23 protein-coding genes are annotated in these 23,344 nt (G+C 33.0%); 3 read left to right on the forward strand and 20 right to left on the reverse strand.

The annotated features are described in order from the left end of the window. Positions 1-39: 39 nt before the first annotated feature. The 3 genes from recG to AC2D8K_RS04175 form a co-directional block, all read right to left on the reverse strand. The gene (gene recG, locus AC2D8K_RS04165) at positions 40-2,088 is read right to left on the reverse strand and encodes an ATP-dependent DNA helicase RecG (protein WP_002450583.1); all 2,049 of its coding nucleotides are present in this window, start codon (positions 2,086-2,088) and stop codon (positions 40-42) included. Between the two features lie 257 nt (positions 2,089-2,345). Continuing rightward, positions 2,346-3,995, reverse strand: a complete 1,650-nt coding sequence (fakA, locus tag AC2D8K_RS04170; protein ID WP_002450584.1) for a fatty acid kinase catalytic subunit FakA — start codon at positions 3,993-3,995, stop codon at positions 2,346-2,348. Between the two features lie 14 nt (positions 3,996-4,009). After that, on the reverse strand, positions 4,010-4,384 hold the full coding sequence (locus tag AC2D8K_RS04175) for an Asp23/Gls24 family envelope stress response protein (RefSeq protein WP_484698081.1): 375 nt from the start codon (positions 4,382-4,384) through the stop codon (positions 4,010-4,012). 307 nt (positions 4,385-4,691) lie between these two features. Between AC2D8K_RS04175 and rpmB the strand changes: the two genes are divergently transcribed. Beyond that, positions 4,692-4,880, forward strand: coding sequence for a 50S ribosomal protein L28 (gene rpmB, locus AC2D8K_RS04180; RefSeq protein ID WP_002435210.1), 189 nt, complete (start codon positions 4,692-4,694; stop codon positions 4,878-4,880). Between the two features lie 84 nt (positions 4,881-4,964). Here rpmB and AC2D8K_RS04185 read toward each other — a convergent pair whose 3' ends face one another. The 9 genes from AC2D8K_RS04185 to AC2D8K_RS04225 form a co-directional block, all read right to left on the reverse strand. Next, entirely contained in the window at positions 4,965-5,603 is a 639-nt protein-coding gene (locus AC2D8K_RS04185) for a thiamine diphosphokinase (RefSeq protein ID WP_002450586.1), read from the reverse strand. Positions 5,604-5,609: 6 nt separating this feature from the next. Then, a complete protein-coding gene (gene rpe, locus AC2D8K_RS04190) occupies positions 5,610-6,254 on the reverse strand; it encodes a ribulose-phosphate 3-epimerase (RefSeq protein WP_002450587.1) in 645 nt (214 codons plus the stop codon). Then, positions 6,255-7,130: a ribosome small subunit-dependent GTPase A gene (rsgA, locus tag AC2D8K_RS04195; RefSeq protein ID WP_002450588.1), complete on the reverse strand. Its 876-nt coding sequence runs from the start codon at positions 7,128-7,130 to the stop codon at positions 6,255-6,257. A 137-nt stretch (positions 7,131-7,267) separates the two neighbouring features. Next, complete coding sequence (gene pknB / locus AC2D8K_RS04200) at positions 7,268-9,304, reverse strand: Stk1 family PASTA domain-containing Ser/Thr kinase (RefSeq protein WP_207024693.1); 2,037 nt, start codon at positions 9,302-9,304, stop codon at positions 7,268-7,270. After that, positions 9,301-10,044 (reverse strand): Stp1/IreP family PP2C-type Ser/Thr phosphatase, encoded by a 744-nt coding sequence (locus AC2D8K_RS04205; protein WP_484698122.1) that lies wholly within the window; start codon positions 10,042-10,044, stop codon positions 9,301-9,303. The genes pknB and AC2D8K_RS04205 overlap by 4 nt, the downstream gene beginning before the upstream one ends. A gap of 5 nt (positions 10,045-10,049) precedes the next feature. Continuing rightward, the gene (gene rlmN, locus AC2D8K_RS04210) at positions 10,050-11,144 is read right to left on the reverse strand and encodes a dual-specificity RNA methyltransferase RlmN (protein WP_002450591.1); all 1,095 of its coding nucleotides are present in this window, start codon (positions 11,142-11,144) and stop codon (positions 10,050-10,052) included. A gap of 1 nt (position 11,145) precedes the next feature. Beyond that, positions 11,146-12,453 carry a 16S rRNA (cytosine(967)-C(5))-methyltransferase RsmB gene (gene rsmB, locus AC2D8K_RS04215; RefSeq protein ID WP_124228364.1) on the reverse strand — a complete coding sequence of 436 codons (1,308 nt, stop codon included), beginning with the start codon at positions 12,451-12,453 and terminating at the stop codon, positions 11,146-11,148. Further along, positions 12,450-13,382, reverse strand: a complete 933-nt coding sequence (gene fmt, locus AC2D8K_RS04220; RefSeq protein ID WP_002450593.1) for a methionyl-tRNA formyltransferase — start codon at positions 13,380-13,382, stop codon at positions 12,450-12,452. The genes rsmB and fmt overlap by 4 nt, the downstream gene beginning before the upstream one ends. After that, positions 13,375-13,863, reverse strand: coding sequence for a peptide deformylase (locus AC2D8K_RS04225; RefSeq protein ID WP_002450594.1), 489 nt, complete (start codon positions 13,861-13,863; stop codon positions 13,375-13,377). Before AC2D8K_RS04225 ends, fmt begins: the two co-directional genes overlap by 8 nt. Before the next feature lie 207 nt (positions 13,864-14,070). Here AC2D8K_RS04225 and AC2D8K_RS04230 point away from each other — a divergent pair, with 207 nt between their 5' ends. Continuing rightward, a complete protein-coding gene (locus AC2D8K_RS04230) occupies positions 14,071-14,274 on the forward strand; it encodes a TM2 domain-containing protein (protein WP_002450595.1) in 204 nt (67 codons plus the stop codon). Between the two features lie 73 nt (positions 14,275-14,347). Here the strand turns inward: AC2D8K_RS04230 and priA are convergent, their stop codons facing one another. From priA to gmk, 4 genes are all read right to left on the reverse strand, one after another. Then, positions 14,348-16,756 (reverse strand): primosomal protein N', encoded by a 2,409-nt coding sequence (priA, locus tag AC2D8K_RS04235; protein ID WP_002450596.1) that lies wholly within the window; start codon positions 16,754-16,756, stop codon positions 14,348-14,350. Next, positions 16,756-17,955, reverse strand: a complete 1,200-nt coding sequence (gene coaBC / locus AC2D8K_RS04240) for a bifunctional phosphopantothenoylcysteine decarboxylase/phosphopantothenate--cysteine ligase CoaBC (protein WP_002450597.1) — start codon at positions 17,953-17,955, stop codon at positions 16,756-16,758. Before coaBC ends, priA begins: the two co-directional genes overlap by 1 nt. Positions 17,956-18,171: 216 nt before the next feature. After that, positions 18,172-18,384 carry a DNA-directed RNA polymerase subunit omega gene (rpoZ, locus tag AC2D8K_RS04245; protein ID WP_002450598.1) on the reverse strand — a complete coding sequence of 71 codons (213 nt, stop codon included), beginning with the start codon at positions 18,382-18,384 and terminating at the stop codon, positions 18,172-18,174. Next, a complete protein-coding gene (gmk, locus tag AC2D8K_RS04250) occupies positions 18,384-19,007 on the reverse strand; it encodes a guanylate kinase (RefSeq protein WP_484698084.1) in 624 nt (207 codons plus the stop codon). Before gmk ends, rpoZ begins: the two co-directional genes overlap by 1 nt. Positions 19,008-19,199: 192 nt before the next feature. Here gmk and AC2D8K_RS04255 point away from each other — a divergent pair, with 192 nt between their 5' ends. Further along, a complete protein-coding gene (locus tag AC2D8K_RS04255) occupies positions 19,200-20,906 on the forward strand; it encodes an Rqc2 family fibronectin-binding protein (RefSeq protein ID WP_484698086.1) in 1,707 nt (568 codons plus the stop codon). A 64-nt stretch (positions 20,907-20,970) separates the two neighbouring features. Here the strand turns inward: AC2D8K_RS04255 and AC2D8K_RS04260 are convergent, their stop codons facing one another. The 4 genes from AC2D8K_RS04260 to pyrF form a co-directional block, all read right to left on the reverse strand. Next, positions 20,971-21,378 carry a VOC family protein gene (locus tag AC2D8K_RS04260; protein ID WP_002450601.1) on the reverse strand — a complete coding sequence of 136 codons (408 nt, stop codon included), beginning with the start codon at positions 21,376-21,378 and terminating at the stop codon, positions 20,971-20,973. Between the two features lie 367 nt (positions 21,379-21,745). Next, positions 21,746-21,970, reverse strand: a complete 225-nt coding sequence (locus tag AC2D8K_RS04265) for a hypothetical protein (RefSeq protein WP_002450602.1) — start codon at positions 21,968-21,970, stop codon at positions 21,746-21,748. 24 nt (positions 21,971-21,994) lie between these two features. Continuing rightward, on the reverse strand, positions 21,995-22,606 hold the full coding sequence (gene pyrE, locus AC2D8K_RS04270; protein WP_002450603.1) for an orotate phosphoribosyltransferase: 612 nt from the start codon (positions 22,604-22,606) through the stop codon (positions 21,995-21,997). After that, positions 22,607-23,299 carry an orotidine-5'-phosphate decarboxylase gene (gene pyrF / locus AC2D8K_RS04275; RefSeq protein WP_484698087.1) on the reverse strand — a complete coding sequence of 231 codons (693 nt, stop codon included), beginning with the start codon at positions 23,297-23,299 and terminating at the stop codon, positions 22,607-22,609. Positions 23,300-23,344: the final 45 nt, after the last annotated feature.

Raw genomic sequence — 23,344 nt, forward strand, 5'->3', positions numbered from 1 at the left:
TTGGTTATTAAATTCCTCGTTTTAAATGATAGCATTTTATCAATCAAAGCTCATATCAAGTAAATTATCTTCGATAAAATGTCTAAGATGATCATAATTTTCATTGAAAAATTCACCAGATTGAATTAATTCACCTGCTTCATCTCTTGCTACTTCTAACATACGATAATCTTCTACAATATTGGCAACTAAGAAATCAGGCAAACCACTTTGCTTCACACCGAAGAAATCACCTGGACCACGCATTTCTAGATCTCGTTCACTCAATTCAAACCCATCTGTTGTTTGTGTCATAATCGTCATTCTTTCGATTCCAGTTTCAGTTTTAGGCGAAGCAATGAGCACACAATAACTTTGATGTTCACTTCTACCTACTCGTCCACGTAATTGATGTAAAGTTGATAAACCGAAGCGGTCAGCATCATATATCATCATAAAAGTCGCATTAGGTACATTAACACCTACTTCAACCACTGTCGTTGAAACTAATATATCAATTTCATGTTCACTAAAACGGTGCATGACTTCATCTTTTTCTTCATTGCTTAGTTTACCGTGTAATAAACCTACTTTGTTTTCACCATAGTATTGTTGTAATGATTCAAATAGTTCTACCACATTCTGTACATCTTCTAAATGTTCAGAGCTTTCAATAAGTGGACAAATGACATAGGCTTGTCTTCCTTTTTTTAATTCACTTGTCATTTGAGTTAATACTTGTTCATATTGCTCATGCTTTGCCCAACTCGTCATAATCGTTTTTCTACCTTTAGGTAACTGTTTAATAGATGAAACATCCATTTCTCCAAACACTGATATTGCTAATGTTCTAGGAATCGGTGTGGCTGTCATAAACAAGACATTGGTCATCGCACCTTTTTCTCTTAATTTTTGACGTTGATTCACTCCAAAACGATGTTGTTCATCCGTAATCACTAAACCAACATTGTCAAAGGCAACATCATCTTGAATTAAAGCATGTGTACCAATTAAGCAATCTATCGTTCCATTTTCAAGTTGTTCTAACAAAATACGACGTTTTTTCCCTTTGACTGATCCTGTTAATAAAGCGACATTCATTGTGTCACCGAATAATTGAATTAAACTTTCGGCATGTTGTTCAGCAAGTATTTCTGTAGGTACCATAAGTGCTGATTGGTATCCAGCTGTTTTTAAGGCATACATACATATAGCAGCTACGACCGTTTTACCTGATCCAACATCTCCTTGTAATAATCTATGCATACGAATAGGTGCTTTTAAATCTCTAAATATTTCATTAACACTCGTCTTTTGGGCATCTGTTAATTCGAACGGTAAACTATCAATAAATGATTTTACTTTTTGAATATCATAATCAATTTCTATGGCATCGTCTGACGCTTTTTCTAATCGATTCAACCATTGCATGCGTAATTCAAACATAAATAATTCTGTAAATGCATAAGTACGTCTTGCTCTAAGTAAGTCTTGTTTACCTTGGGGATGATGTAAATGATTAAGTGTAAATTCTAAAGTTTCTAATTTATACTTATTTCTGAGCTCATCTGATAACCACTCATGTATGACTACATCATTTAATGACTGACGTATATGATCACGCAATTGCTTTTGTTTAATACCTTCTTTAATACGATAAACGGGCTCTAATTGTGTATCATTAAGATTTTCCTGCTGATTAAAGAACATTCTATTACCATTTATTTCTTGTTTTGAGCGATTCCATTTCCCTTTAACCGTTACAGTACCATGTAATTCAATTTTCTTTTTTAAATAAGGTTGATTAAAAAAGACGCATTTGACTGCAATTTGATTCACCATAATATGTACAGTTAGCTTAGATTTATTTCTCCCAAAAAATGCTACTGTTGGAGAGGAGTAAACTTCACCTTGAACAGTTACAGTACTTTGGTCTTCTGCCTCGTTTAAATCTATAACAGTATTATCCTCATAACGCGTAGGTAAATATAGTATGAGATCTTCGACAGTGTTAATATTTAATTCTTGTAATACAGCTAAACGCTTCGGTCCTATACCCTTAATTTGATTTAATGGATAGGGACTTTCTATTAAATTGACTTTCGCCATATTCGATCACCTTATTATGTATTAATCTTTAATCTATATTGTCACTTAAATAATACATTCATTCTACCATTTAGTTCCTTCAATGGTGGATTAAAACGCATTGATGTATTTTAGTTTACATAATATTTTTACGGACTATATACTATAGTATCTTAATGTTATTGTTATATGATGATTAACAAAAATAAAACGAGATAAAAGTAGTCAGAGTATTATTCTGAATATACTTTCAATCTCGTTTTATTCATTAAATATGTTTATTCAACAGCAAATAAATACTGATAAATAGGTTGTTGACCATTATGATTTTCAATTTCAACATCTGGATACGTAGATTCTATCCATTCAACAAGTTGATCTGTTGTTTGTTGATTTGCATCTTCACCAACAATAATTGTTAAAATTTCACTATCTTCAGAAAGCATGGCTTCTAACAATTGTTTAGTAGCAGTATATTGATCAGCATCGCTTGTTATGATTTTATCTTCAGCAAGACCCATAAATTCATCTTTTTTAATTTCAACACCATCAATTTTAGTGTCTCTCACTGCAAATGTAACCGAACCAGATTTAACGACATCTAATGCAGTAACCATATGACTCTTATTATCTTCTAATGAAGAACCTTCGTCATATTGGAATAAAGCTGCAATACCTTGAGGAACAGATTTTGTAGGAATCACTACTGTCTCTGCATCAACAATTTCTGCTGCTTGTTCACTGGCCATTAAAATATTTTTATTATTTGGTAAAATAATCGCACGCTTACATTCTGATTGCTCAATGACTTTAACTATATCTTCAGTAGATGGATTCATTGTTTGTCCACCACTGATAATATGTGTAGCTCCCATTGATTTAAATAAATCTGAGATACCATCACCCATAGAAATAGTAATAATAGCTGTTTCGACAGTTTGTGGTGTGTCATCTTTATGATTATTCGCTTCTTTTTTAATTACTTCACGGTGTTGCTCTCTCATATTTTCAACTTTAAGTTTAATTAATTCTCCATATTGTTGTCCGTAATTAAATACTTGTCCAGGATATTCTGTATGAACATGCACTTTAACAATTTCATCATCATTGATTACTAATAATGAATCGCCAAATTCGCTCATATCTTGACGGAATTCATCTTCTTTAAATTCTTTCTTATCTTTACCAAAACGAACCATCATTTCAGTACAATATCCATAAACAATATCTTCTGTATTAATCACGCCATGGAAATCATGCTCGTCATTAACTAACGTATCTGTATCTAATTTAGGTTTACTTGCTTCAATCGTTTCGCCATTTAAACCTTTTAAGAATCCTTCATATACAGATAATAATCCTTTACCACCACTATCTACAACGCCAACTTCTTTTAATACAGCTAGTAAATTAGGTGTATTGTCTAATGATTTTTCAGCAGCTTCAATCGTTGCTTCCATGATTTCAACACAATCTTTAGATGACTCAGCTTTATCAATAGCTGCTTGAGCTGCATCTTTAGCAACAGTTAAGATCGTCCCTTCAACTGGTTTCATTACAGCCTTATAAGCTGTTTCGACACCTGCTTGAAGACTTTCAGCTAACTGTTGTGCATCAATTTCAGATTCTGTCTCGATATTTTTACAGAATCCTCTAAATAATTGAGATAAAATAACGCCAGAGTTCCCTCTTGCACCCATTAATAAACCTTTAGAGAATGTTTTACCAAGTTCTCCAATATTTTGAGATAAATTATTTTCAACTTCCTCACGACCAGAAGTGATTGTTAGATTCATATTTGTCCCTGTATCTCCATCTGGAACTGGATATACATTAAGCGAATCCACTAAATCTGCATTATTAGATAAATTTTGTGCCCCTTGTATAATCATATCGGCAAATAATTTACCATTGATTTTGCTAATCATTTCACGTTATCCTCCTAAATCTTTTGGCCCGTTTGGTTTAATCTAACACCTTGTACAAAGATATTAACTGAATTCACTTTTACATTAAGCGTAGACTCTAATGTATATTTAACAGTTGACTGAACATTGTTCGCCACTTCTGAAATTTTCACACCATAACTTACTATAATATACATGTCTATATCAAGATTTCCGTTCTCTTCACGAACTTTGATGCCTCTTGCATAATTTTCATGGCCTAAAATTTCTGCGATACCATCTCTTACTTGCTGTCTAGATGCCATACCAACAATGCCGTAACATTCAACAGCTTTTCCACCTACAACTGAGGCGATGACTTCATTCGAAATATCAATTTTACCGTAATCATTTGAAATTTCTAATGTCATATTAATATTCCTCCTGAAAATAAAAGTTATGTGTTTCTTGTCTTATATAGATAAGCAATCTCTTTGCTAGTCTGCATTAATTATTATTACTAATTCATTCGAATTTTTAATGTTTAAATTTCCTATTTCTTTAAAGTATCATACTATATTACTCCACAGCTTACAATTATATCATAATTTATCAAGCGTTTCTGTATATAATTCATGATTTATATAACTATTTATTGCTAATCTTAAACAATTGTGGTATCTTAATAAAGTATATAAGTAGTGACGTGTATTTATATTTATTAAAGGAGGTACTTTCATGGGTAAACAATGTTACGTAACAGGTCGTAAAGCTTCGACTGGTAATAATCGTTCACACGCTTTAAATGCGAACAAACGCAGATGGAACGCTAACCTTCAAAAAGTTAGAATTCTTGTTGACGGAAAACCTAAAAAAGTTTGGGTTTCTGCACGTGCTTTAAAATCTGGTAAAGTTACTAGAGTTTAATAAATATAATGCACATATAAATAGTCCTTATGTGGAGGACATATTTTAAAAGAACTTAAAGGATATCCTTTAAGTTCTTTTTTTCTACAAGTCTTTACTTCTAATTTGTAACACAAGACCATTATGAATTTCTATTTTGGCATTAGGTTTTTCAACCTCATTAGAAATCGTTAATGTCGATCCCCTTACTAACTTTTCCTTTTCCAAATTATATTTAAATCCTGCCAACGTTAATACAGGTTCTCCACTCACGGGTATAAAGGAAACATATTGATATTGCGCATGTGGTGATATATTGTGCATACCAGAAGTCAATAGTATGATTTCATTTTGCTCATCTATTATTTTAAATTTGATACCTTTATTAATATATTCTGATTTCAACAAAATTTGAATGACACCCATAAAATGATCTAATCGACCACCAGTAGCACCATATATATGAATATCTTGATACCCCTCTTCAACAGCTTGAGCAACTCCTAAACCTAAATCTGTATCATCTTTTTCAGCTTTAACAGGATGAATATTCAATTGTGTTGCTAAAAGTTGACGTTCTTGATTATTAACAGAATCAAAATCCCCCACTGAGAAAACAGGGTCAATTTGATTCTGAATTAAAATCAATGCTCCCCTATCAATACCAGCCCATGTTTCTTGAGCATGATGTTGAAATAGATCTTTAGGGATATGTCTATCTGAACATAATAAATTGATTTTCATATTCAATCAGCCCTTTAACTTTTGTGTAACAGCTTGATAATCATCTTGTTTGAAGAAGTATGAACCTGTCACTAGCATCGTAGCGCCATTTTTAACGCAAATTTCGGCTGTTTCTACATTAATTCCACCATCAACTTCAATATCAAAAGTGAGTTGCTTTTCATTTTTTAAAGTATTTAATTCCAACACTTTATCCACACAATCCTCAATAAATGATTGGCCACCAAATCCAGGATTTACTGTCATAATTAAAACATAGTCCACTGCATTGATAATAGGTAAAATTTGGCTCACGGGTGTTCCCGGATTAATCACTACGCCTGCTTTTTTCCCTTTATTCTTAATTTGTTCGATAGCTCTATGGATATGTGCAGTCGCTTCTAAATGCACAGAAATTAAGTCTGCACCATGATCTGCAAAAAGTTCAATATACTGTTCTGGATTTTCAATCATCAAATGAACATCAATTGGTAACTTTGATTGTTGTCGCACAGCGTCTAAAATAGGTATGCCAATTGAAATATTTGGCACAAATTGTCCATCCATTACATCGAAATGTAAGCCATCTACACCTGCTTCTTCCAATTTAACTAATTCATCCTTTAAATTTAAAAAATCTACTGATAATAATGAAGGTAATACTTTTGTCATTTAATATCGTACCTTTCTTTCTGAAATTTCATTGAATAACTGTAAATAATGTTCATATCTAAATTGAGCAATATTCCCAACATCTAATTCTTCTTTGACTTTACATTTCGGTTCCTTTAAATGATTACAATTACGGAACTTACATTGTGTGCCATATTGTGCGATTTCGATGAAGTAATCTTTAAGTTCATCTTTATCAATATGATCAAAATCTAATGCGCTAAATCCAGGTGTATCTGCAATAAACCCATTAACTGTTTCGTGAAGTTCAACATGTCTTGTTGTATGTTTACCACGATTCAAAGATTTTGAAATATCGTTTGTATCAAGATTTAGTTCTGGTTTAAAACGATTTAAAAAGGTTGATTTACCCACACCAGATTGACCACTTAATACAATCAAACCCTTTCCCCATTCTTGTACCAAAGCATATTGATCGTCATTAATACCAACAAATTGAGTTGAATAACCTATTTCTTCATATATAGCTAAATAACTATTGATTTTTTCAATTTGATTATCGTCAGCCATATCTTTTTTAGTAACTAATATTCTAGTATCTAAGCCATAAGAATGTGCTATGACTAAGAATCTATCTAACAATTGAGTAGAAAACTGTGGTTCAACTGCACTCATGACTATAACTAATGTATCTATATTACTGACAGGTGGTCGTTTTAAAGCATTCTCTCTTTCATGAACATGTTGGATGTAACCTTCCGTTTCATTTTGAACATCAAAGTCAACAATATCGCCAACGATTGGTGAAAATTTCTTTTTTCTAAATAAGCCACGAGGCTTGGTATTATACATTGTGCCATTCACATCAACTTGATAAACACCACTTATCAATTTTACAATTCGACCAGTCTTCAAAAGGACACCTCTCAATTTTATTTTACTGTTATTAGTATATCAAAATCATAACTATTTATATATCTTTCTATATATAAAAAGACGGTGAGTATTATTTTCAACTCACCGTCTGACCTGTAGTACTATATTGTATAGATTTAATCATCATATCCTACATCTTTATCTGCAACAACTTTATTATCTACTCTGATAGTATAACCAGCTGTTTTGCCTTTTTCGATTTTCATTGGAATATTGATAGATTTATTATCTTTGATTTCAAAGGATTGTATAGCCTCAGAACCATCATTATCTTTATCTCGAATATAAACTTCTACTTTTTGGCTTTTTCCTTTTTTACCAGAATAAGGTACTTCAACAGATTCATTGTAATTTTTTATGCCTTTTGCTGATGAATCCTCTGAATCATCTTCCTTAGATTTATCGTCATCAGAATCTGATTCTTTCCCCTTTGAAACGACTAATGAGATAGTAGAACCTTCATCAATAGATTTACTCTTAGGTGATTGTGAAATAACATTGTTCTTTTTCACACTATCACTATACGTTTCAGAAAACTTTACTTTAAACCCTTTTGATTCAAGTTCTTTTTTAGCTGTAGAATATGATTTGTTTTCATAATTACTAACATAAACTTGTCTGACACCAAGTGATTCATAAATCTTTATATTATGATCATTTAATTTCACTTGTTTGTTAGCAGCAACATTTTGGTTAGCAATATAACCTTTTGGCGTATTCGCATTATAGGTTTGTTCAACAGCAACATCTTTAAGCCCTAATTTTTCAAGTTTATTCAAGGCTTCATTTTTTGATAATCCAACGACACTTGGCATTTTGACTGTTTCAGGTCCTTTTGATAAAACAATATCAATTTTGTCACCACGTTCTACACGTTCCCCTTTACCTGGACGTGACTTAATAACTTGGTTTTCAGGATATTTATTACTATAATCTCTCGAAATATCTCCAAGTTTTAATTGGTGATTTTTTAATATTTTCTCAGCTTGTTTTTCAGTTTTTCCTGATACATTTGGCATTTCCTCATATTTACTACCGAATACAGCCATGCTGATAAAGGCAATCAAACCAATCAACAATAATGCGAAAATAAACGCAAATAAAAATTTCTTTTTCTTAGAACTTTTTTTACGAGGTGGCTCATAAATTGGACTTTCCATACTTTGAAATTGTTGATGGTTGACTTTTTGATCCATAATTGGAATTTGCATCGTCTCTTCAATGCTTTTTTCTTTTGGTGTATCATCTATTTTTTTAGAAATTTCATCCTTCGAAAACGACATTGTCTTTGTTTTCGTTTGATCTAACTCATATTTTTCTTCATTTGAACGATTTTCGTGTAGCGCACTACTTAAATCATCACGCATTTGTTGAATGGTACGATATCTATCTGCTCTATCTTTTTCCGTTGCTTTAAGTACAACGTTACTCAAAGCTTGTGGTACCTCTTCACGTTTTTCAGTAGTGATATTGGGAATCGTGTCCTGAATATGCTTAATGGCGATACTTACTGCTGTTTCACCATTAAATGGCGGTTCACCAACAAGCATTTCATAGAGTACAATACCTATTGAATAAATGTCAGTACCTTCATTAGTCGATTCACCTTTAGCTTGTTCAGGTGATAAGTATTGTACCGTCCCGAGCACATGGTTAGTTTGTGTCAATGATGTTTCACTAATCGCTTTAGCAATTCCAAAATCAAAGATTTTAAGTGTTTTATTTTTATCTATGAGTATATTTTGCGGTTTAATATCCCTATGTACAATTCTATTATCATGTGCATGTTTGATACCTTCAAGAATTTGTTGGGCAAATTGAATTGCTGTCTCTATACTTAAAGGTCCATGATTTTGAATATATTCAGACAATGTTGGCCCTTCTATATATTCCATCACTAAAAAGTAACAGTCGTCCTCTTCAGCTACATCATACATGCTCACAATATTTTTATGTGCCAATTGTGATGAATTATGCACTTCTCTTTCAAATCGACGTAGTGTTTCTTCCTTTTCTCTTGGAGGTATGGAAATCGCTTTGATAGCTACCTTGCGTTTAAGAATAAGATCTTCAGCAAGATACACAATGCTCATGCCACCTCCGCCAAGTTTATCGATGACTTTGTAGCGTTCGTCAATCAGTTTATCGATCATACTCTATCACCTTCGATAGCAGATAAGATAAAACTGATATTATCTTTTGAATCATGTGCGAATGCTATACGCATGATACGCTCACCATGATCTTCTAAAGAGGCGTCTTGTTTTAATTCCTCTTGAATTTCCTCATTTCTAACATAATCTGTTAATCCATCAGAGCATAATAGTAAGAAGTCATAAAAATTTAAGCGCTTAATAAATAAGTCTGGTGACACGCGTTTATCAGTGCCCATAACTTTTGTAATAATATTTCTTTGTGGGTGACGGTATGCTTCTTCTTCTGTGATTTGACCTGTCATCACTAAATGATTGACAAAGGAGTGATCACTTGTAATTTGATCGATTTGCCTACTGTTTATAACATATGCACGAGAATCACCCACATTGGCAACGACAACTGTTTTATCAAATACTAATGCACAAACACAAGTCGTTCCCATACCATAATAATTTGGATTTTCTTGAGCACAATTGTACAAATCAAAATTAATATCTTTAATATTTGTACGCAACCATTCTTCAGCTTGATGTTCTTCTATTAAGTTTTCTGATTCAAAACGTTTTTGTAGCTCATAAGTAACAAACTGACTTGCAATTTCACCAGCTCTATGACCACCCATACCATCACACAAAACTAGCATTTGTTGGTTGGTTTGGTTATAAAAAATACCACCTGCATCTTCATTCTTATCTCTATGTTGTCCAGTATCAGTGAAAAATTGTGCATTTAGCATTGCTCTTACCTCGTTTCTACTTGTCGTTCCTTCGCTCTTAATTGACCACATGCTGCATCAATATCTGACCCTTGTTCACGTCTTATTGTAGCATTGATACCTAATCGTTTTAACTCTTTTTCAAATTTAAAAATGTCATCTTTAGGTGTTTTAACATAATTTCTTTCTGGAACATGGTTCACAGGTATTAAATTCACGTGACAATTTAACCCTTTAATGAGATGCGCTAAATCTCTTGCATGTTCCAATTGATCATTCACACCGCCGAATAAGCCATATTCAAATGTAATTCGTCGATTCGTCTTCTCTTGATAATATTCAATGGCTTCCATTAACTTTTCAACATTATATGCTCTGTTAATCGGCATTAATCTTGAACGCACTTCATCTTTTGCGCCATGTAAACTAACGGCAAAGTTAATTTGAATATCTTCCTCTGCGAAATCATAGATTCTAGGAATAATACCTGATGTTGATACAGTAATATGACGTGCACCTATATTTAAACTATTATCATCATTGACAATTCGCAAGAAATCCATCATTTCGTCATAATTTTCAAATGGCTCTCCGATTCCCATAATAACGATTTGAGAGACACGCTCTTCAGTTTCATCTAACGCCTTTTGTACTGTAAGCACTTGTGAAACAATTTCACCTGCTTCTAAATTACGTTTTAATCCTCCTAATGTTGAGGCACAGAATGTACAACCGATACGACAACCTACTTGCGTTGTTACACATACAGAATTCCCATATTCATGACGCATTAATACTGTCTCAATTGTATATCCATCTTGCAATTCAAATAAGAATTTAATTGTACCGTCTCTACTTTCTTGTTTAACTACAGTAGTTAATGTTGTCATAGCAAAGTTATCTTTTAAAAGTTGTCTTAAATCTTTAGATAAATTCGTCATCTCATCAATACTATCAACACGTTTTTGGTATAACCATTCAAATATTTGTTTTGCTCTGAACTTTTGTTGGCCATGTTCGATAAGCCAATTTTGCATTTCATCATATCTTAATGAATAAATAGACTGCTTCTCAAAATCAGGAAGGAATTTATTTTTCTTTTTCTTTTTATCAGTAATCATTTTAACTTTCCTTTCTTTTAATTCTAGCGATAAAGAATCCATCTGAGTGGTAGTCTTGAGGGAATACTTGTAATGTCTTCACCATTTCCCCTGTCATTGGGTGTTGGAATGGTTCGAATTCGAAATCTTTATTTTGTTTTAAAAATGTATAGACAACATTTTCGTTTTCCATTTGTTCAATCGTACATGTTGAATAAATAATTGAGCCACCTGGCTTCACGTTATGCTTAACATTCTCCAATATTTGTAATTGCAATTCAACTAATGATTGTATAGAATTTTTCGACTGCGTGTATTTTATTTCAGGTTTATGTCTTAATACACCAAAGCCACTACAAGGTGCATCTACTAGAATCTTGTCATATTGGTTATTATAAGGTTTAGTTGCATCATGTTGATAAGCTTTAATATTTTTCAATCTAAGCTTTCTTATATTGAAATCTATTAATTTAATTTTATGGTCATGGATATCAGTTGCATCAACATGTCCCTCCGGAGATAAAATTTCGGCGATGTGACACGCTTTTCCTCCTGGTGCACTACATGCATCAAGGACTGAATCATCTCTGTTTAAGCCCATAATATGTGCAACAAACATAGAACTTTTATCTTGAATTGAAACTAAACCATCCTTAAATGCTCTTGAATTAACAATCGGTTTGCCTGAAATATGGAGACAAAATGGTAACACATCATCTCGTTCAACAGTATAATTCTCTTTCTCTAATGCACTAATAATGTTATCAATAGAACCTCTCGTAATATTTGCTCTAACAGTGGTTGCTACTGGCTCTAAAAATGACTGTGCAATTGCTTCTGTTTGCTCTAAACCGTAATGTGTTACCCAATGATCAACAAGCCATTTTGGTAAACTATATTGAATGGCGATACGTTTTTTATCATCTTGTATATCTTTAACATCAGGCAATTCACTTCTCATGATTGTACGTAGAATACCATTAACCACATTGCCGGTATAATAGCCGCCTTCTTCTTTTGCAATCTCAACCGCTTCATTAATAATGGCATGATTCGGTACCTTATCTAAATATACATATTGATAGATACTCATCCATAACAACTCACGTACCCAACCTTTTATCTTAGTTTTTAAGAAAGGCTTCAAATAAAAATCTAACGTGTATTTGCGTTTAACAGTCCCATATACAAGTTCAGTGAAAAGACCTTTATCTAAATCACTAATCTCATAAGTAGAGAGTACTTCATTGATTTCTAGATTACTATATGCACCTTCATCTAATATTGCTTGTATTGTCTCAAATGCGAGACCTCTTATCGAATTTGTCATACTAATTTCTTCCCAACTAGTGATTCTTGAACACCACTTAAATAATTTGCTACTTGCATACGTTTTTTACCGGCTAATTGTATATCAGTTAGTGCAATACATTCATCTGAAGCTGTTGCAACAACAATTGCTTTTTTAGTCGTTTCAACAATCGTTCCAGGTTCTCCTTTTTTACCAGAAACGATGTGCGCACTATATATTTTTAAATTTTTATCATCCATGATGGTATAAGCTACTGGCCAAGGAGATAAGCCACGAATATGATTATGAATTACCTGTGCATCTTGGTTCCAATTAATTTTTTCATCTTCACGACTAATATTAGAAGCAAATGAAGCTTGAGCTTCATCTTGAACAATACTATCGTTTGTACCATCTAAGATAGACGGTAAAGTTTCTTTAAGTAAATCAGCACCTAAAAAACTTAGCTTATCATGCATAGAACCAACATTATCATCTTGTTCAATTGCAATTGCACGTTGTGAAATAATATTTCCTGCATCTAATTTTTTCACCATATACATGATCGTGATTCCTGTTTCTTTTTCACCATCAATAATCGCTTGATGAATCGGAGCACCGCCACGATATTTAGGTAATAAAGATGCATGTACATTAATAGCACCTAATTTAGGTGAATCTAATAAAGATTCAGGTAAGATTTGCCCAAATGCAGCTGTAACAATTAAATCAGCATCCATGTCTAATAAAGTTTGTAATTCATCAGAATCTTTTATTTTTTCAGGTTGATATACTGGTATATCATGCTCTAATGCTACTTTTTTAACTGGTGGTGGTGTCATGACACGTTTTCTACCTACTGGTCTATCTGGTTGCGTTACTACTGCAACTACTTCTTGTTCTGCGATTAGCATTTCTAATACTTTTGTCGAAAAATCAGGTGTCCCCATAAAAATTATTTTACTCATATTCGAAATACGCCTCCATTTCTTCTTCACTTAGTATACGTTTAGCCTTTTCTGTGAAAAATATGCCATTGAGTTGATCTATCGTATGTAAAATCATTCTAGCTACATCATCATATGCTGTAAGTTCAACAGTATTCCCATTGACATCATTACTTTCTACAACAATCATTTTGCTACGTTCAACTTCACCAAACACATTTGGCAAACTGACTGACCCTTCTAAATCAGTAATGGTTTCTTCAGATTGTTTTTTTATTTTCGGGTTAATCAGTTGTAGCAATCCTTCCATTTCCATATCTACAATCGCTACTTGTTGGTTAATGCCAATTTGATTAGCACTGAGTGCAGACCCTTCCAAAGCATATAGACTATCTTCTACATCTATTAACGTTTGCTTTAATTGATCATCAAAATGTTTAACTGAATTTGCAGGTTGATTAAAAATTGGATGCTCTGATTTCACTAATTTTTTTACTGACACATTTAACGCTCCTCATTAAAATTCATCAAACCATTATAACTTAATTAGCACAAAATTGCGACCTCTCCTAATCAGACTAAAGGATGAGGTCAATGTCTTTGACTTTAATATTATATTTTATAAAATATAAATGAGTAGTATGTTTTGAAAATAGAAAAGTCTTTCAAAATCATTAATTTATTTTTTATAAAGTGAGGTGTAACCATTATGGAAGTCAATAAAGTCATTTACATTTTATTAGCCGTATTCTTAGGAAGCTTTGGAATTCATAAATTCTATGCTGGTAAAACGATGCAAGGCATCTTACACATCTTATTCTGTTGGACAGCGATTCCTCATGTATTAGCAATTATTAGTGCTATTCTAACATTATTCAAGCCTGCAGATGAAAATGGTAATGTGACAATGTAATTTAGCATTGCATTACAACCTAACAAATAAAGCCATTGTGTGTCATCTTTATGTCACACAATGGCTTTTCTATTTACATCATCATTTGCGGATTAATGTCGATTTTTAATGCTAATTTGTCTTTAACATATTGATCATGATAGTAATCGTCTAAATATTGAAGTGCTTTATGAAGTTCAGGCTCCCGTTTGTATTTAACTAAAATTTGGAAACGATATTCGTTATTAATTCTAGATAGTGCTGCAGGTGATGGTCCTAAAACAAGCGCTTGATCTGTAAGATGTTGTAATAAGATTTTATGAATATGTTTGGAAGCTTCCATTACTTTTTTCATTTCTTTATGTGAAATCGTGAAGTTAATTAAAAAGTAATACGGCGGATATTTTCCTAGTTTACGATAAGTCATCTCTTGTTCATAAAACGTTAAATAATCATTTTTCTTAACATCTTCAATAGCATAATGTTCTGGATTATACGTTTGAATAATCACTTTACCTTCTTTTTCATGTCGACCAGCACGACCTGCTACTTGTGTTAATAATTGATATGTTCGTTCACTCGCTCTGAAATCAGGTAAATTAAGCATGGTATCTGCGTTGAGTACCCCAACAAGAGTGATGTTTGGATAGTCTAGCCCTTTGGCAATCATCTGTGTTCCTAAAAGTATATCTCCTTTACCATTTTCAAAATCATTGAGTAACTTTTCATGCGCACCTTTACGTGAAGTCGTATCAACATCCATTCGAATAATTTTGGCCTGTTCAAATTCTTGTTGTAATAACTCTTCAACTCTTTGTGTTCCCGTACCAACTTGTCTAATATGTTCACTCTCACAATTAGGACATCGATTAGGTGGTGTTTCTTGATATCCACAATAGTGACATTTCAGTAGATCTGTCGTCTTATGGTAGGTTAAAGAAATATCACAGTTCGGACATTGTGGTACATGACCACAATCACGACATAACATAAATGAAGCGTAGCCTCTTCGATTTAAGAATAATACAATTTGTTCATTGTTATTTAAACAATGTTGAATCGCATCTCTTAACGTTGATGAGAACATTGAACGGTTGCCTTCAGCGAGCTCTTCGCGCATGTCCACGATATCAATTTCTGGTAATGCTTGATTATTCACTCTATGTGGTAATGCAAGTAATTGATAGACATTTTTTTCAGCACGTGCATACGATTCTAAACTTGGTGTCGCACTGCCTAATATGACTGGACAATGGTGATAACGACTTCTCCATTGAGCAATATCTCTAGCATGATATCTAGGATAATCTTCTTGCTTATATGTAGACTCGTGCTCTTCATCGATGATGATTAATCCTAAGTTTTTAAATGGTGCGAATATACTAGAGCGTGCACCGACACTAACTTGTGCACGTCCATCACGAATTTTTTGCCATTCATCGTAACGTTCTCCATTTGATAAACCTGAATGTAATACAGCAACATCATCACCAAAACGACGTTTGACTCTTAATACCATTTGAGGTGTTAAAGCAATTTCAGGTACAAGCATCATAGCTTGTTTACCTTGATTTAGAGCGGATTCAATTGCTTGTAAATAAACTTCTGTTTTACCAGAACCTGTCACACCATGTAATAAAAAGGTTCTTTCTTCGTTGGCATCTATTTTCTCTTTGATAGCATCAAAAGCACTTTGTTGGTCATGTGTTAATTGACGATTATCTTCTTTCTCAAAAATTCGATTCGCAAATGGATCTCTTTCTATTTCAGCATCATATTTTTCCAAGTATCCCTTCTTAATAAGGGTATCTAAACTTGATTTAGAGAATCCCATTTCTTCAATTTCTTTTAAAAAGACATCTCTATGACGTTCATCTAATAAGTACGCATATAAATCATATTGTTTAATCGCTTTTTCCAAATGATTAAGTATCTCATCCGGATTTCCTATTTCTGTCACTTTAACGGCACGTTGCGTTTTCTTCTTAATATTTTGCGATAAAATTGTTGTTTCTTTTATGATGTCTTGCTTTAGTAAATCATTCAACGCTTCTAAATCATCATTTTTTTGAGCATCTTTATAGAAATAATAACCTTCTTTATTAAATCGCTTTAAAAGTAATTCAGGTATATCATCACCTTTAAGAACCTCAAATGCCTTTTGATATTTAGCTTTTATTGCATTCGGTAACATCACTTCTAAAACAGATATACGTTTTGTTAAATGATAATGACTAAGCCATTCACTGAGTTCAATTAACTCAGGTGTTAGCTCTGGTTTAATATCTTGTATTTCTTTAATTTCCTTTAGCTTACTGATATCAATACCTTCATCAGGTTGACTTTGAATACTCATCACATAGCCTTGTATTGTTCTTGGTCCAAAAGGTACAATCACTCTCACACCTATTTGAACAAATGATTGCAGTCGTTCGGGAATGATATAATCAAACTTAAAGTCGACGCTTTTCGAAGGTATGTCCACAATAACCTTAGCTATCATTATTGCCACCTAGTTTCTAATTCGTCTAAAATATCGTTCGCAATTTCAACTTTTTTGCCTTTCTTAATATTGATCATATCTTGATTTTTAAAATGCATCGTTAATTCATTTTCATCTGAACTAAATCCAATTGAGTGGTCGCCTACATTATTTGAAATAATCACATCTGCATTTTTACGTTTTAATTTATCTTGTGCATACTTTTCAATATTTTGTGTTTCTGCTGCAAACCCTACTAAATATTGATGTGTTTTATGCTCACCAAGATATTTTAGTATGTCTTGTGTTCGTTTGAAATTAACAATTACATCACCATCTTGTTTTTTCATTTTATGGTCTAGAACTTCTGATGGCGTATAATCTGAGACGGCAGCCGCTTTCACAACAATATCTTGCATATCATATCGTTTAGCGGTTTCCTGAAACATCTCTTCTGCGCTTTCAACATGAATAACTTCAATACCTTCTGGATCTGCCAATTGTGTCGGACCAGTTATCAACGTAACATGTGCACCCCGTTTTTTTAGTGCATTAGCAATAGCAAATCCCATTTTCCCTGAAGATCGATTAGATACAAATCTAACTGGATCAATAACTTCAATCGTTGGCCCTGCAGTAACTAATGCATGTTTACCATTAAATGAACTTTCCACTTGAATCTCTTGTTGATGGAAATATTGATTGATGACTGAAACTATTTGTAAAGGTTCTTCCATTCGTCCTTTAGCGACATATCCACACGCTAAGTAGCCGTCTCCTGGCTCTATAAATTGATAACCATCAGCTTTGAGTGTTTCAATATTATGTTGTGTGCGCTTATTTTCATACATATGTACATTCATTGCAGGTGCAATAAACGTTTGTGTTTCTGTTGCTAATAACGTTGACGTAATCACATCGTCTGCAATACCAACACTTAACTTCGCAATTGTATTGGCAGTTGCTGGTGCGACAATAATGACATCTGCCCAATCCCCCAATGCCACATGTTGAATTTCTTGCGGGTTTTCTTCTTTAAAAGTATTTGTATATACTGGATTTTTACTTATAGACTGAAAAGCCAATGGTGTTACAAATTCTTGTGCATGATTTGAAAGCATGACACGCACTTCGTAACCAGCTTGAGTAAGTTTACTTGTTAAATCAATTGCTTTATATGCTGCAATACCGCCTGTTACTGCTAATAAAATATGTTTCATTATCTACTTCTCCTTAAAACATTCTCATTTCACTGAATTCATTTCTTTAAATGAGGATATTCACACAATTTATATTCGCATCTATGTTCAAATTTATATTAATTATACACAAATTGTCGCTAATATTAAAAAAACACACCTCATCTACATGATATATCCATCACAAGATTGTAATGAAATATCTTCAAAAAGGTGTGTCATAAAATTAGTATATGATTATCCTAAAAATTCTTGCGGGATAACTGGTGATACTTTGCCATCTGCAATTTCTTCTAATGCTTTACCAACAGGCTTAGCTGAATGATATTCAGTTTCTAAAGCTGTTTCTGGTCTTTCGTCTAATTCACGAGCTCTTTTTGCGGCAGTCGTTGCGATAAGATATTTAGATGTAATCTTACCTGTTAATTGGTTTAATGGTGGATTTAACATTATTTTTTAGCCTCCAGTATCATTTTTCTATATTTAGCTTCTATACGCTCACGTTTAAGGTGCTCAGCTTCGACAATAGACTGAATTTTATGTTTAGCTAATTCTACTTCGTCGTTTACCACTACATAATCGTATAAGTTCATCATTTCTACTTCTTTACGTGCTTCGGCAACACGGCTTTGAATTTTCTCATCTGATTCAGTGCCTCTACCAACTAAACGATCCCTTAAATCATCAAGACTTGGTGGAGCAAGGAAAATAAATAATGCTTCAGGGAATTTCTTTCTTACTTGTTTTGCACCTTCGACTTCAATTTCTAAAAATACATCATGTCCTTGGTCCATAGTATCTCTAACATATTGAACAGGCGTCCCATAGTAATTACCTACATACTCGGCATATTCAATAAATTGATCATCTTTTATTAATGCTTCAAACTCTTCTTTCGTCTTGAAAAAGTAATCTACACCATCAACTTCGCCCTCGCGCATGCTACGAGTTGTCATTGATATAGAGTACTTATACGAAGTGTTTGGATATTCAAATATTTTTTTTCTAACAGTTCCCTTACCAACACCAGAAGGACCTGAAAGAACAATTAACAATCCTTTTTCATTATCCATGCCTTACGACCTCTCTAAGCTATTCTTCTATTATTTAAATATGATATCATATTGCACTTGAAATTGTATAGAGATACTTTGAGCAGTTATCCTCATTTTTCAAATATTCAATGTTTTGAACACGATGTATGACCATTAGCACAATGCATGTTACAATAATGAGAATGAATAAAATGAAGGTGGCAGATAATTATGGCATATGATGGCCTATTTACAAAAAAGATGGTGACTTCTTTACAAGATTTAGTTACTGGACGAATCCATAAAATCAATCAACCAGAAAATGACACAATCATCATCGTTGTTCGCCAAAATCGTCAAAATCATCAATTACTTTTATCCATACATCCAAGCTTCTCTAGATTACAATTAACGAATAAAAAATATGATAATCCATTTGATCCCCCAATGTTTGCACGTGTCTTTCGTAAGCATTTAGAAGGTGGCATTATTAAATCCATTCGTCAAATTGGTAATGACCGAAGAGTTGAAATCGATGTACAAAGTAAAGATGAAATCGGTGATACGATACACCGTACAGTTATTTTAGAGATTATGGGCAAACACAGTAACTTGATCTTAGTAGATGACGAACGAAAAATTCTCGAAGGTTTTAAACATCTTACACCGAATACAAATCAATACCGTACAGTTATGCCTGGATTTAAATATGAAGCTCCACCTACACAACATAAACTTAACCCTTATGATGTATCAGGTGAAGATGTTTTAAAATATATCGATTTTAATGCAGGTAAAATTGCTAAACAGTTACTTAATACATTTGAAGGTTTTAGTCCTCTAATTACAAATGAAATTGTAAGTCGACGTCAGTTCATGACACCTGACACCTTACCAGAAGCATATGATGAAGTGATGGCTGAAACGCTTGAAGCTCCTACACCTGTATTTCATAAAAATCATCAATCAGGTAAAGAAGATTTCTATTTCATGACATTAAATCAATTTTATGATGATATGGTTACCTATGAATCACTAAATGAATTACTCGATCGTTATTATGATGCGAGAGGTGAACGTGAACGTGTCAAACAACGTGCTAACGATTTAGTTCGGTTCGTTCAACAACAACTTCATAAATATCAAAATAAATTAAGTAAATTGTTACAAGAATACGAAGGTACAAAAGATAAAGATAATTATCAACTCTATGGCGAATTAATAACCGCTAATATTTATCGTATTAAACAAGGTGATGAATCTGTAACTGTTCTTAATTATTATAATAATGAGGAAATCACTATTCCTCTCAATCCAACTAAATCTCCATCAGTTAACGCACAATATTATTACAGACAATATAATCGTATGAAGACACGTGAACATGAACTTCAACATCAATTACAATTGACTAAAGAGAATATTGATTACTTTACAGGTATCGAACAGCAACTTGAACATATTACTGTCAATGAAATTGATGATATTCGTGATGAATTAGCAGACCAAGGATTTATGAAGCAACGTAAAAATGTTAAGAAGAAGAAAAATGCTAAAATTCAATTACAATCGTATATATCATCAGATGGCGACACTATTTTAGTTGGTAAAAACAACAAACAGAATGATTACCTTACAAATAAAAAAGTACAAAAAAATCATATATGGTTCCATACCAAAGATATACCTGGTTCACACGTAGTCATACTTAACGACTCACCGTCAGAGGAAACGATTAAAGAAGCGGCGATGTTAGCCGGATATTTCTCTAAAGCTGGTAACTCTGGACAAATTCCTGTTGATTATACAGAAATTCGCCATGTGCATAAACCTTCTGGCGCTAAACCTGGATTTGTTACTTATGATAATCAAAAAACATTATATGCTACGCCTGATTACGACCATATACAAAAAATGAAATCTGACAGTTTAAATTAAATAAAGTAAAAGCACTGATTATGCATCATTAAATGCTAAAATCAGTGCTTTTTTATGTTATAGATTAATGTTTTTCTGGTAAAGCCAATTGGAAACTGACACCAAACTTATCTTGTACCCATGCAAATTCTCTATACGGAGGCATTTCTGTTTTAGGCATCAAAATGGCGCCCTCTTTTTTCAGACCGCTAAATAATCTTTCCATTTCCATAGGATCTTTAACAGTGACATAAAGTGACATCGCAGGGTTCATAGGTAATTCTTCACCATTGTTCGCATCAATAGCCATAAAAACTTGGCCATTGAGTGTAAATATTGAATGTTGGACGGTACCTGGTGTGCCTGGTCCATCTTCATCGTATTTAACCATTGTTATAATTTCACTGTCTTCAAATAAACTTGTATATAAATTGATAGCTTCTTCAGCTTGATCATTAAACATTAAAAATGTTGTTATTTTTGGTATTTCCATTTTAATCCCCCTAAAGGTATGTTTATTTTTCTTTAGTATAGTTTAACATGTGTAACGATTATTTTCTGTTATAGACCTTTTAAATCAGTGAATTCATAAAACTTTTTCAGCATATAAGTTGATAAATTTTGACTTATTATCATGAACAGTTAAAATTAAACTAAGTGAAAAGGAGGCCATAACATGACACATGTACTTATACCTTTATTAATATTAGTAATTGTTCTACTCATTGGATGGCTATTAACTAAAATATTCATTCGTTAATACAATATAGAGCGGTGTCCAATCTTTGTTTAAACACATTGACTGTACACCGCTCAACTATTATTATCACTTATTAACATGTAAATTCTCTAGAGCCTACTTACAACTCGCCTTTAACACGTAGGTTTTGCTTTGCTTTTTTAAATATATCACTTGAATGCACAAACGCATCTCGGCTCATCTCTTTCTGAAATTGAACCATCGTTGATTCATTAGTCTGAGCATCGGTGTATACATTTTCACGATAGTCCTCTTCTCTACTTAAAAATGCATTACAATGTTTTAAGGATGTATACAAATTATTATTATTGTTTTGTTTTTTCATGGTCATCCCACCTATGCTCTTATCTTATGATAAGTTATCTCTCCATTCAACTAATGTCTTAATATCATCTTCAGAAATTTCTCCTTGCTCTTTAGCAACGTCAATTAACTCATTATAATTACTTAATGTATAGAAAGGTATCTTCGCTTCATTAAATGTTTCATCAGCTTTGGCTAATCCATAAGTAAAGATAGCTACAACACCTAATACTTCTGCACCACTTTCTTTTAATGCATCTACTGCAGTTATTGAAGAACCGCCAGTTGAAATTAAGTCTTCTATAACTACGACTTTCTTACCTTCACTTTTCGCACCTTCGATTTGATTTTGCTTACCATGACTTTTACTTTTTGAACGTACATAGTTCATAGGTAATTCCATTTTTTCTGAAATATATGCAGCGTGTGGAATCCCTGCTGTCGCAGTTCCTGATATTACTTCTACATCTTCGAATTTTTCGTTAATTAATTTGATTAAACCATCTCTAATCGCATTACGTACGAGTGGATAACCTAATGTAACACGATTATCACAATAGATAGGTGATTTAATTCCTGAACTCCATGTAAATAAATCATTGGGTGAAAGTGATACTGCCTTAATATCTAATAATGCCTTTGCAATTTCTTTAGCCATTTAACCTAACCAACTTTCTTTAATAATTTGATAACTTTTAACTGGATCATCACTCTGTGTTATAGGTCGTCCAACGACAATATGTGTTGAACCTAATTGTTTTGCTTGCTCGGGAGTTGTAATACGCTTTTGGTCGTTTTGAGCGGCACCTTCTGGTCTAATACCTGGTGTAACCTTCATAAAATCTTTACCTAGTTGAGCAGTTATTAACTCCGCTTCAAGTGGTGAACATACCACACCATCTAAACCAGCTTGTTGACTTAACTTAGCATAGTTTAATACAGCCGCTTCAATTGTCGTTTGAATGTTTTGTTCTTCGTGTAACTGTGTCTCTGTAGTTGATGTTAACTGAGTCACTGCAATGATTCTGGTATGTTTATTATGTTGACGTAATCCTTTAATAGCCGCTTCCATCATTGTCTTCCCACCAGCTGCATGCACATTGACTAAATCCACATCTAGCTTCGCTAAACCTTCCATGGCTTTACTCACAGTGTTTGGAATATCATGTAATTTTAAATCCAAGAAAATACTATGTCCTCTATCTTTAATAGATTTAATCAGTTCAGGTCCGGTTTGATAGAATAATTCCATACCAACTTTAACAAATAATGGTTCATCGAATTGATCTAAAAATGCATTTACTTTATCAGCTGATTCAAAATCTAATGCAATAATTGGTAATTGTTTCATCGTGTAACTCCTTATATTGAAAGTTCTTCAACCATAGCTAAAAAC

The sequence above is a fragment of the Staphylococcus sp. 510 genome (genome assembly GCF_057219715.1).